6 protein-coding genes and 1 pseudogene are annotated in these 11,532 nt (G+C 73.4%); 4 read left to right on the forward strand and 3 right to left on the reverse strand.

Features of this window, described 5'->3' with window-relative positions; all coding sequences use genetic code 11:
• Positions 1 to 792 precede the first annotated feature (792 nt).
• Positions 793 to 2,226 carry a xylulokinase gene (locus HDA32_RS16145; RefSeq protein ID WP_179643977.1) on the forward strand — a complete coding sequence of 478 codons (1,434 nt, stop codon included), beginning with the start codon at positions 793 to 795 and terminating at the stop codon, positions 2,224 to 2,226.
• Positions 2,227 to 2,591: 365 nt separating this feature from the next.
• On the opposite strand, the gene HDA32_RS16150 is transcribed toward HDA32_RS16145, so the two are convergent.
• Positions 2,592 to 4,385 carry a thiamine pyrophosphate-requiring protein gene (locus tag HDA32_RS16150; RefSeq protein ID WP_179643978.1) on the reverse strand — a complete coding sequence of 598 codons (1,794 nt, stop codon included), beginning with the start codon at positions 4,383 to 4,385 and terminating at the stop codon, positions 2,592 to 2,594.
• A 302-nt stretch (positions 4,386 to 4,687) separates the two neighbouring features.
• Here HDA32_RS16150 and HDA32_RS16155 point away from each other — a divergent pair, with 302 nt between their 5' ends.
• The 3 genes from HDA32_RS16155 to HDA32_RS16165 all read left to right on the forward strand — a co-directional run bounded on the left by HDA32_RS16155 (position 4,688) and on the right by HDA32_RS16165 (position 10,365).
• Positions 4,688 to 5,947, forward strand: coding sequence for a cation:proton antiporter (locus HDA32_RS16155; RefSeq protein ID WP_179643979.1), 1,260 nt, complete (start codon positions 4,688 to 4,690; stop codon positions 5,945 to 5,947).
• Positions 5,948 to 6,163: 216 nt separating this feature from the next.
• The gene (locus tag HDA32_RS16160; RefSeq protein WP_179643980.1) at positions 6,164 to 9,256 is read left to right on the forward strand and encodes an FAD-binding and (Fe-S)-binding domain-containing protein; all 3,093 of its coding nucleotides are present in this window, start codon (positions 6,164 to 6,166) and stop codon (positions 9,254 to 9,256) included.
• Entirely contained in the window at positions 9,253 to 10,365 is a 1,113-nt protein-coding gene (locus HDA32_RS16165) for an enolase C-terminal domain-like protein (protein ID WP_179643981.1), read from the forward strand. The genes HDA32_RS16160 and HDA32_RS16165 overlap by 4 nt, the downstream gene beginning before the upstream one ends.
• 41 nt (positions 10,366 to 10,406) lie before the next feature.
• Here HDA32_RS16165 and HDA32_RS16170 read toward each other — a convergent pair whose 3' ends face one another.
• A complete protein-coding gene (locus HDA32_RS16170; protein WP_179643982.1) occupies positions 10,407 to 10,853 on the reverse strand; it encodes a VOC family protein in 447 nt (148 codons plus the stop codon).
• Positions 10,854 to 11,281: 428 nt separating this feature from the next.
• Positions 11,282 to 11,530, reverse strand: a pseudogene (locus HDA32_RS32220) (IS982 family transposase); the annotation flags it as partial.
• Positions 11,531 to 11,532 lie beyond the last annotated feature (2 nt).

Consider the following 11,532-nt stretch of genomic DNA (forward strand, 5'->3'; position numbering starts at 1 on the left):
CGCCTGGCGAGTCCGAGGCGGGACATGGCCCGCCGGAACCGGCCGGGCTCGGCGGGCCGGGCGCGCTCCGCCGGTGTCATCTGCCTCTGGGGGTAGCCATCGCGACCGATCGGTGACGGCGCATGTGCCACAACACGTCTCCTCATTGAGGTGGGGAACAACAGTGGTGAATCCGAGAGGCGCACCGGTGCGGCAACGGACGCGGTCCCGGACCGCCCGGAGTCCGCATACCGCTTCGGACGCCGACGGGGCCGGAAACGCCGAATCTATCCCGCGAAGGCGCACGGCACCCCGGATTCTTCGGAAAACGCGAAAAGAATCGTGTGCGCATGCGCCCCGGAGAGAGAATTCCTCCCGCCATCTCGGGTTATTCGCGTGTTCGTATTTCAGTGGAGCCGAATGGGAATCGCCGATTCGGGCGTCAGCCTAGCAAAGGGATTCCGCCTCGACAGGAGATTCGGCATATCGGCGAAACCGGCGGAGAATAAGGGGGAATCGAAGAGAACGCCCCGCCGTCGCACCCGAACGCACCGATACGAGAACCCCGACCGCTTTGCGCGCAACGCCCCGTTCGTCCGGTGCTGCGCGGGCGTTTCGGCGCGGACACCGGCGGCGGAGCCGCGGAGGTCCTGCTCGCCGCCCGCGGGAGCACCGGACCGCGCGCCGCCCGGACCCCGCAGTGGGTACGTTCGTAGCGGACACGTGGAGTGAAGGCGAGGGGGGACCCGCGATGAAGGCGACCACCGACGGTCCGTCCGGCACGTCCGCGGCCGGGCAGTGAGGGCCGGGCCGATGGAGGCGCTCCTCGGCATCGATCTGGGCACGAGCGGGGTCAAGGCGCTCGTGCTCGCCCGCGACGGCACCGTGCTCGGCGAGGCCGAGGCCGACCACCCGGTGGACTCGCCCCGGCCGGGGTGGGCCGAGACCGATCCCGGGCGGTGGTGGTCGGCGGCCGTGCGCGCCGTCGGCGACGCGCTGGCGCGGGCCGAGGCCGGCACCGCGGGAGGGGTCGAGGTCGCGGGGGTCGGGCTCGACGGGCAGATGCACGGGCTGGTCCTGGCCGAAGCCGACGGCACCCCGGTGCGCCCGGCGCTGCTGTGGGCCGACCAGCGCGCGGCCGGGCCGGTGGCGCGCTGGTCGGAACTGGCCCGCGGCGAGCGCGACCGGCTGGCCAATCCGCCGGCGCCCGGCATGACCGGGCCGCTGCTGCGCTGGATCACCGAGCACGAGCCCGCCGCGGCACGGCGCGCGCGATGGGCGCTGCTACCCAAGGACTGGCTGCGGCTGCGGCTCACCGGCCGCGCCTCGACCGAACCCTCCGACGCCTCGGCCACCCTGCTGTGGGACATGCCGGCCGGAACCTGGTCGGGCGCCGCCCTCGCGGCCGCGGGCGCGTCCGGGGCGCTGCTGCCGCCGGTGGTGCGCTCCGGGGCCGCCGCGGGCACGCTCACCGGACCGGCCGCGGCCGCGCTGGGCCTCGCGGCCGGCGTCCCCGTCGCCGGCGGCGCGGGCGACACTCCGGCGGCGCTGCTGGCGACCGGGCTGAGGCCCGGCCAGGCGCAGGTGACGGTGGGCAGCGGCGCGCAGATCGTCACGCCGGCCGAGGAGCCGACGCCGGTGCCGGGCGTGCACGTCTACCGCACCGCCGAGGACGCGGGCTGGTACCGGATGGCGGCGGTGCAGAACGCCGGGCTCGCGCTGAACTGGGTCCGCGGCCTGCTCGGGGCCGACTGGGCGGAGCTGTACGGGAGCTGCCGGAACGGGGAGCCGGGGGCCGGCGGCGTCACGTTCGTGCCGCACCTGACCGGTGAGCGCACCCCCGTGCTGGACGCCTCGGCCACCGGGACGCTGTCGGGGCTGCGGCTGGCCAGCGGCCGTACCGCGCTCCTGCGGGCGGCCGCGGAGGGGGTGGCGCTGTCGCTTCGGCACGCGGCGACGGCGCTGCCGGGAGGACTGCCCGAGAGCGTGCGGCTCCTCGGCGGCGGAACGCGCGACCCCGCGTTTCGCCAACTGCTCGCCGACGTGCTGGGAGTGCGCCTGGTACCGACCGGGCTGCGCAGCGCGTCGGCGCTGGGCGCCGCCGTCCTGGCCGCCCGCGCCGCGGGCCTGCCGGACCCGCGGATCGCACCGGCCGAGGAACCGGCCGTGCCGCCGGGCGAGCACGCCGCGGCCTACGGCGAGGTCTTCGAACGCTACCTGGCCCTGCTGCCCGCCTCCTCCCGCTGAAGCCCCCGGCGGTCTCGACCTTGAGTTTCGACCTCGACCTCAGGGGGTTGTAAGGCCCGCCCCAAGCCGAAGCAGGCGTGCGGGCGGGCCATTCTCTCGTGTGGCCGAAGGCCCGGAAAAGGAATTGACCACCCGCGCGCGAAGCAGACCTCTTGCTTTGGGTGCGTACCGAAACCATGGTTTCGGTCTGGTGCCCAAGGCGGCGGCGTGGGCGGCGCGGCGCCGGTGCGATCCCTATGAAGGGCCCTCTGCCGCACGAGGGGATCGCCCAGTCACCGCGAAGCTCCATCCTTGGGCCGAGGTTCACGGCCCCCGATGGCCGAGGTTAAAACCCAAGTGAAGACGCGCACCCTAAAAGCCACCGGTCAGCGCGAGCGTCCCCCCGGGATGAACTCCTGGGCCTTGGTCTTGACGCCTTCCTTGACCACCGACCACGCGTCGGGGTCGCCCTTGATCAGCGCCGCCGCCGTGCTCTCCATCTGCTCCAGCGTCGCGTGCGGCGGGATGGGCGGGACGGCCGGGTCGGTGACGAACTCGACCACGCAGGGCCGGTCCGCCGCCAGCGCCCGCTGCCAGGCGCCCTCGATCTGCCCCGGATCCTCGACCTTGATCCCCATCAGCCCGATGCTCTCGGCGAACCCGGCGTAGGGGAAGTCCGGCACCCTCTGCGACGGCAGGAACTGCGGGGCCCCGCCCATCGCGCGCAGCTCCCAGGTCACCTGGTTCAGGTCGCCGTTGTTGAGGACGGTGAAGACGACCCGGGGGTCGGACCACTCCTTGTAGTACTGGGCGATGGTGATCAGCTCGTTGATGCCGTTCATCTGCATCGTTCCGTCACCCACCACGACGATCGCCGGCCGGTCCGGGTGGGCGAACTTCGCGCCCGTGGCGTAGGGCGGGCCGGGGCACATCGTGGCCAGCGTCCCCGAGAGCGAACCGCGCATGCCCGGCCGGAACTTCAGGTACCGCGCGTACCAGTTGGTCCCCGACCCGGAGTCGGAGGTGACCATCACGTTGTCGGGCAGCAGCGGCGACAGCTCGTGGAAGACCCGCTCGGGGTTGATCGGGTCGGCGTCGACGTACGCCCGCCGGTCCAGTACCTCCCACCAGCGGCTGACGTTGCCCTCGATCGTCTCCCGCCACGAGCGGTCGGCCTTGCGCTCCAGTAGCGGCAGCAGCGTCCGCAGCGTCTCGGCGGCGTCGCCGGCCAGGTTGCACTCGAACGGGTAGCGCATGCCCAGCATGGTCGGGTCGATGTCGATCTGGATGGCGCGGGCCTGCCCGAACTCGGGCAGGAACTGGCTGTAGGGGAAGTTGGAGCCGACGACGAGCAGCGTGTCGCAGTCGCGCATCAGCTCATAAGAGGGCCGGGTGCCCAGCAGGCCGATGGAGCCGGTCACGAAGGGCAGGTCGTCGGGCAGCACGTCCTTGCCCAGCAGCGCCTTGGCCACCCCGGCGCCGAGCACGTCGGCGACCTCGGTCAGTTCGTTCGCCGCGTTGCGGGCGCCCTGGCCGGCCAGGACGGCGACGCGCTCGCCGGCGTTGAGGATCTCCGCGGCCTGGGCCAGCCCTTCGGCGGAGGGCGTGATCTGCGGCTGCGCAGCCCCGAGGCTGGAGGGCACCATCTTGAACTCGTGCTTGGGCGGGGAGTACTCCAGGTCCTGGACGTCGGCGGGGATGATGACCGCGGTGACGGTGCGCCGCGCGATCGACGTGCGGAACGCGCGGTCCAGCACGTTGGGCAGCTGCTCGGGGACGGTGACCATCTGCACGTAGTCGCCCGCCACGTCCTTGTAGAGGGAGATCAGGTCGATCTCCTGCTGGTAGGAGCCGCCCATGGCGCTGCGCGCGGTCTGGCCGATGATCGCGACCACCGGGACGTGGTCGAGTTTGGCGTCGTAGAGCCCGTTGAGCAGGTGGATGGCCCCCGGCCCCGATGTCGCCGCGCAGACTCCGACCCGGCCGGAGAACTTCGCGTACCCGGTCGCCTCGAACGCCGCCAGCTCCTCGTGCCGCGACTGGATGAACCGCGGCTTGTTGTCGGCGCGATCCCAAGCGGCGAGCAGGCCGTTGATCCCGTCGCCCGCGTAAGAGAAGACGTGTTCGACCTTCCACTCCCGCAGGCGTTTGAGCACGTAGTCGGAGACCAGTTCCGCCATGACCATTCCTTTCCTCGGACCCGTGCGCCGCAGCGGCGCTTCGCGCGGGTTCTCCTCACGTTCGGCGCCGGCGCGCTCCTCGGGAGCGGCGGGCGCGTTCGCCGGGCGCCGCTACCCAGCGCACCCGAACACATTCGCCCGTTGCGGCGATTGCGGCGATCCGCGTGCGGTGATTGCCGCGCCGGTGTCGGGGTAGGCGGCCGAGGACGTCCGGCCGGTCCGGCTCCGGCAGCGCCCGACCGGGCCCAGGCTTCGAACGGGACCGCACGCGGTCTGCGCCGACCGAGGAACGAAGGGCCCCGATGGCTGTGGTGCTCGCTTTCGCCGTGGTGCTGTTCGCCGCGGTGCTGGTCTCGGAGATCGCCCACCGGACCGTGCTGTCCACGGCGGTGCTCTTCCTGGTCGCCGGGTTCGTGCTCGGGGACGGGGTCCTGGGGTTCATCCCGCTGTCCCAGGGCACCGAGACGGTGCGGCAACTGGCCGAGTTCGCCCTGTTCGCCGTGCTGTTCACCGACGGGATGCGGTTGAACTTCAAGCAGTTGCGGACTCAGTGGCGACTGCCGGGCCGGGCGCTGGGCATCGGGATGCCGATCACCTTCGCGCTGATCGCGCTGCTGGCCCACTACCTCGTGGGACTGAACTGGCTGGAGGCGTTCCTGATCGCGGCCGTGCTCTCGCCCACCGACCCGGTGTTCGCCGCGGCCCTGGTGTCGCGCGAGAAGGTGCCGCAGCGGGTCCGGCACCTGCTCAACGTGGAGTCCGGCCTCAACGACGGGCTGGCGCTACCCGTGGTCCTGGTGCTGCTCGCGCTGGCCGCGAACGAGTCGCCGCACCCGGCGGCTCTGGCCGGCGAACTGGCCCTGGGCATCGCCGTCGGGGTCGGCCTCTCCTACCTGGCGATCGTGGTGCAGCGCCTGCCGCTCTTGAGCGCCACGGCGCGCTACGGACCGCTGGGCGCGTTCGCCATCGGGCTGGCGGTGCTGGGGCTGTGCTCCCTGACCCACGCCAACATGTTCCTCGGCGCGTTCACCGCCGGGGTCACGATCGCCACCGCCAGCGAGGAGACCAAGGCCGCCTTCGACCACTTCGGCGAGCTGGTCGCGGAGCTGCTGAAGCTTGCGGCGCTGCTGGTCTTCGGCGCGGTGATGTCGCCGGCCTTCCTCGCCGACATCCCGCTCAGCGGCTGGGTCTTCGCCGTGCTCGTGCTCGTCCTGGCCCGGCCGGTCGCCCTGCTCACGGCCCTGGTGGGCAGCGATCTGGGACGGGACGAACGGCTGGCGGTCGCCTGGTTCGGGCCCAAGGGGTTCGCCTCGGTGGTCTACGGCCTGCTGGTGCTGCACTCCGGCCTGGCGGCCAGCAACGAGGTGTTCCACCTCGTCGCGCTGGCCATCGCCATCTCCATCCTCGCCCACTCCTCCACCGACATCCTCATCGTGCGCAGGTTCGAATCGGCCGCCGGTTCCGGCGGTTCCGGCGGCTCGGCGGCCGGAGCAGGCGGCGGCTCGTCCGCGGCCGACCCCTCCCGGCCCGACGCGTTCGGCCGGGACGGGGAGCAGCGCTGACGCGGCGCCGGTGGCCGGTTCCGGGTCCCGGCCACCGGCGCCGCACCGCGACGGAGGCCCGGACAGGTCCACGTTTGCCCTCTGCCGGAACGGGTTAGCGGCCGGTGCGTGGTGCGCGCACCGCCTGCATGCCGCCGCCCGCGCAGACCGCCGGGCCGACACCGCGGCCGCGCCGCCGATGCCGCAGCAGTGCTCCGAGGGGACGGAAGAACCGACATGACCGTGGACCTGCCCGCACCGACCTCCCACCGGGACGCCCCACCGCTCGTCGACGTCGACGCGCTGATCCGGGACCTCACCGCGCGGGTGGACGGCGAGATCCGCTTCGACACGGGCTCGCGGGCCGCCTACGCCACCACGGGCTCCAACTACCGCCAGGTGCCGATCGGGGTGGTCGTGCCGCGCACCGTCGAAGCCGGCGCCGAGGCGGTCGCGGTGTGCCGCGAGCACGACGCACCCGTGCTGTCGCGGGGCGGGGGCACCAGCCTGGCCGGGCAGTGCTGCAACGTCGCGGTCGTGATCGACTGGACCAAGTACTGCAACCGCGTGCTGGAGGTCGACGCCGACGCGCGCACCGCCGTCGTGGAGCCGGGCATCGTGCTCGACGTGCTCAACGCGCGCCTAAGCGAGGAGGCCGGGCTGATCTTCGGCCCCAAGCCCTCCACGCACGGCCAGTGCGCCATCGGCGGCATGATCGGCAACAACTCCTGCGGCTCCACCGCGCAGGCCTACGGCAAGACCGTGGACAACGTGGTGCGGCTGGAGGTTCTCACCTACGACGGGTGCCGGATGTGGGTCGGGGCGACCTCGGAGGAGGAGTGCGAGCGCATCATCGCGGCCGGCGGGCGCCGCGCCGAGATCTACCGCGGCCTGCGCGAGCTGCGCGACCGCCACGCCATGGCCGTGCGGCGCCGGTTCCCCGACATCCCGCGCAGGGTGTCGGGCTACAACCTCGACTCGCTGCTGCCGGAGAACGGCTTCGACCTGGCCGGAGCGCTCGTCGGCTCCGAGGGCACCCTGGTGACGGTGCTGCGCGCGGAGCTGCGGCTGGTCTCCGAACCCGCGGCCAAGGCGCTGGTGCTGTGCGGCTACCCCGACATCTTCACCGCGGCCGACGCCGTCCCCGAGGTCGCCGAGCACCGGCCGTTCGCGCTGGAGGGGATGGACGACAAGCTGATCGGCTACGAGCGGCGCAAGCACCTCAACCCCGAGGCGCTGAAGTGGCTGCCCGAGGGCTCGGGGTGGCTGATGGTGCAGTTCGGCGGCGACGACCGGGACGAGGCGTGCGAGCAGGCGCGCGGGTTCATGGACGCCGTCTCCGGCTCCGAGCACGCGCCGACCACGCGGTTCTACGACGATCCGGCCGAACAGGAGCAGTTGTGGCAGGTGCGCGAGGCGGGGCTGGGCGCGACGGCCCGCGTCCCCGCTGAGGCCGACACCTGGGAGGGCTGGGAGGACTCCGCCGTCCCGCCGGAGAGGTTCGGCGACTACCTGCGGGACCTGCACGCGCTGATGGAGGAGTTCGACTACGCCGAGAGGTCCTCGCTGTACGGGCACTTCGGGCACGGCTGCCTGCACACGCGCATCCCCTTCGACCTGATCACGACGGAGGGGATCGCGAACTACCGCGCCTTCGTCGAGCGCGCCGCCGACCTGGTGGTGTCCTACGGCGGCTCGTTCTCCGGCGAGCACGGCGACGGGCAGTCGCGCGCCGAGCTGTGGCCGAAGATGTTCGGCGAGGAGCTCATGCCGGCCTTCGCCGAGTTCAAGCGGATCTTCGACCCCAAGGACCGGATGAACCCCGGCAAGCTCATCGCCCCCGACGGCGACGGACCGAACCGGCTCGACGAGAACCTGCGGCTGGGCACCGACTACCGGCCCGCGACCCCCGACACCTACTTCGGCTACCCCCACGACGACGGCAGCGTGGCCAGGGCCGCGCTGCGCTGCGTGAGCGTGGGCAAGTGCCGCCAGGAGAGCGGCGGGGTGATGTGCCCCAGCTACCGCGTCACCCGCGAGGAGGAGCACTCCACCCGCGGCCGGGCCCGGCTGCTGTTCGAGATGCTGCGGGGCGACGCGATCGGCGACGGCTGGCGCTCCCGCGAGGTCAACGACGCCCTGGACCTGTGCCTGGCCTGCAAGGGATGCAAGACCGACTGCCCCGTCAACGTCGACATGGCCACCTACAAGGCGGAGTTCCTGGCCCATCACTACGCCGGCCGGCTGCGGCCCGCCGCGCACTACGCGATGGGCTGGCTCCCGGTGTGGGCCAGGGCCGCGTCCCTGGCCCCGGGCGCGGTCAACGCGCTGAGCGGCCGACCGTCCCTGGCCCGCGCCGGCAAGCGGATCGGCGGCGTGGCGCGGGAGCGGCCGATACCGGCGTTCTCCCCGGTGCGCTTCAGCGACGCCTTCCGCAGGCGCGGCCCGCGGGGCGACGGCGAGCGGGGCGAGGTCGTCCTGTGGCCCGACACCTTCACCGACAACTTCCATCCGGCGGTCGGCGCCGCGGCCGTGCGCATCCTGGAGTCGGCGGGGTTCCGGGTCCGGGTGCCGCGGCGGACCCTGTGCTGCGGGCTGACCTGGATCTCCACCGGCCAGCTCGGCACGGCGCGCAGGGTGCTGCAGCGCACCGTCACCGCGTTGCGCGACGACATCCGATCCGGGACCCCGATCGTGGGGCTGGAGCCGTCGTGCACGTCGGTCTTCCGCGCCGACGCCCCCGAATTGTTCCCGCACGACCGGGACGTCGACCGGCTGCGGAACCAGACGTTCACCCTGGCCGAGTTCCTCAACCGGCGCGCGCCCGACTGGGAGCCGCCGCGACTGGAGCGCGCCGCCGTCGCCCAGCCGCACTGCCACCAGCACGCCGTCCTGGGCTTCGACGAGGACGCCGCACTGCTGGAGCGCACGGGGGCGCAGGTGGACGTGCTCGACGCCGGCTGCTGCGGCCTGGCCGGCAACTTCGGCTTCGAGGACGGCCACTACGCGGTGTCGATGGCCTGCGCCGAGGACGGGCTGCTGCCGGCCGTGCGCGGGGCGGATCCCGAGGCGTTCGTGCTGGCCGACGGGTTCAGCTGCCGCACCCAGATCGAGCACGCCGGCGTCGGCCGCGAGGCGGTGCACCTCGCCGAGGCCCTCGACCTGGCGCTGCGGGGGGCGGCGCCGCGGCGCGCCCCCGAGCGGGCGGCGACCCGGTTCGCGCCGCCGCGCCGGGCGCCCCGCTACGACCTGCAGGAGCTGCGCGAGGAGGCGATGGAGGCCGGCCGCCCCCGGCGCAGCGGGACGCACACCGGCCGGGCGCACTCGTGAGCGCCCCCGCGGACCCGGCGGTCGCCGGGCTGGAGACGGCCGTCTACACCGTGCCCACCGACCGCCCCTCGGGAGACGGCACACTGACCTGGGACTCCACCACGATGGTGCTGGTCCGCGCGACGGGCGGCGGACTGGAGGGGCTGGGCTGGACCTACGGCCCGCCCGCCTGCGCCTCGATCGTGCGCGATCTGCTCGTCCCGCACGTCGAGGGCCGCCCTGCGCTGGACGTGCCGGCCGCGCTGGAGGCCATGGTGCGCGCCGTGCGCAACGCCGGGCGGCCCGGCGCGGCCGGCTATGCCGTCTCCGCCGTCGAGACCGCGCTGTGGGACCTGAAGGCGCGTCTGCTCGGCCTGCCGCTGCACCGGCTGCTCGGCGCCGTGCGCGACGCCGCTCCGCTGTACGGCAGCGGCGGCCTGACCACCTACGACGACGCCGACCTTCGCGCCCAGCTCGCCCGCTGGGTGCACGACGAGGGGTTCAAGCGGGTCAAGATCAAGATCGGGGAGTCGTGGGGGCGGCGCGAGGACCGCGACCTCGCGCGGCTGCGGCTGGCCCGCGAGGTCATCGGGCCAGGGGCCGAGCTCTACGCCGACGCCAACGGCGGCTACACCGCCAAGCAGGCGGTCCGCGTCGGGGGCCCGATGAGCGAGCTGGGCGTCCGCTGGTTCGAGGAACCCGTCTCCTCCGACGACCTCGCAGGGCTGCGGCTGGTCCGCGAGGCCCTGGCGATCGACGTGGCCGCCGGCGAGTACGGCTTCGACCTGCCCTACTTCCAGCGGATGTGCGCGGCCGGCTCGGTGGACTGCCTGCAGATCGACGTCACCCGCTGCGGCGGGATCCTGGAGTTCCAGCGCGCCGCCACCGTGGCGGCGGCCCACGGCCTGGAGGTGTCGGGACACTGCGCCCCGTTCCTGCACCGGCACGTCGCCATGGCCGTTCCCGGCCTGCGCCACCTGGAGTGGTTCCACGACCACGTGCGCATCGAGACCCTGTTCTTCGACGGCGCGGCTCCCCCGTCCGACGGCCGCCTGCGGCCCGACCCCGACCGCCCGGGCCACGGACTCGCCCTCAAGGCCGCCGACGCCGCCCCCTACCGCACCGGCTGAGGAGCCGGCCGCCCCGTCCGATCCCTTCCGGCCGCCGCACGTCAGTCCGCGGCGGCCTCGTCGCCGAGGAGCACGCGCCCGGTGCCGTCAACGCTCCACCAGGGGTTGTGGCAGATCTCCCAGATGACCCCGTTGGGGTCGGCGAAGTGGCCGTGGTAGCCGCCGAACGCGGCGCGCTGCGGCGGTTTGACCAGCTCGGCCCCTGCCCGCACCGCGGCCTCCAGCACCGCGTCGACCGCCTCGGGGCCGTCCACGTTGTGGGACAGCGTCACGCCCGCGATGCCGGTGTCGGAGACGGCGCCGGCGAGGTCCTCGCGGAACTTCCGGGCGTCGAAGAGCCCGAGGACCAGCCCGGGGGCCGTCTGGAAGAAGATGATCTCTCCGGCGACATCGGCCAGCGGCTCCCAGCCCAGTCCGTCGCGGTAGAAGGCGCGCGAGGCGTCGAGGTCCGGCGTCGCGAACGTGATGAAGTGAATCCGAGGGTCCATATCGGGAGTCTGGCATCGGAGGGCGCCCGACGCCTTGAACGAAACGGACGCCGCCGCGTACGTCCGCACCGCCGCCCGCACGCCCGGCCGGGAGCTCGGGAAGGCGCCTCAGATCGTTGGCGGGGGAAGGCGGGGACCGCCTCCAGGCCTTGGCCGGGCCCGTGGTGACCTGGTGGGGCTGTCGTCGGGCGCGAAGCGTCCGCCGGCGCGCCGACGGCAGCCTTCCCAGGTCATGCGGTGGTGCACGAAAGAACCGCGACCCCGGCTCTCCACTCCCGTCAACGACCTCAGGGGCCGACCGGTGCGGGGGGCAGGGTCTCCAGGGCGGCCACCAGGGGGGCCAGTTCCGGATTCCCGGCGGCCTCGTCCAGCGCCGCGCGCAGGGTCGCGTTGCGGGTGGGCCGGGCCCGCGCCAGGAGCTCGCGGCCGGCGGCGTTGAGCCGCTTGTTGTACCCGGACTGCTGGGGCAGGCCGGGAAACAGCCCGCGCAGATGGCGGTGGGCGTAGCGGATCCAGTGCCGGGCGGAGGGAAAGCCGAGCAGGACCTGGGCCATGGCCAGGCACACCAGCTCGGCGTCGCTCAGCTTGGGCGGGCGGCCGATCCTGCGGGGCTCGATGACGTGGTCGTCGCAGAACACATAGAGTGCGGTCAGAAGGGTGTCCGGGTTTCGTGTCACGA

The sequence above is a fragment of the Spinactinospora alkalitolerans genome, from assembly GCF_013408795.1.
In the GTDB taxonomy this organism is placed as follows: Bacteria; Actinomycetota; Actinomycetes; order Streptosporangiales; family Streptosporangiaceae; genus Spinactinospora; species Spinactinospora alkalitolerans.

Coding starts and splice junctions, on each gene's coding strand:
- HDA32_RS16170 (WP_179643982.1), bottom strand. CDS start 10,853: ATGGACCCTCGGATTCACTTCATCACGTTCGCGACGCCGGACCTCGAC.
- HDA32_RS16160 (WP_179643980.1), top strand. CDS start 6,164: ATGACCGTGGACCTGCCCGCACCGACCTCCCACCGGGACGCCCCACCG.
- HDA32_RS16145 (WP_179643977.1), top strand. CDS start 793: ATGGAGGCGCTCCTCGGCATCGATCTGGGCACGAGCGGGGTCAAGGCG.
- HDA32_RS16150 (WP_179643978.1), bottom strand. CDS start 4,385: ATGGCGGAACTGGTCTCCGACTACGTGCTCAAACGCCTGCGGGAGTGG.
- HDA32_RS16155 (WP_179643979.1), top strand. CDS start 4,688: ATGGCTGTGGTGCTCGCTTTCGCCGTGGTGCTGTTCGCCGCGGTGCTG.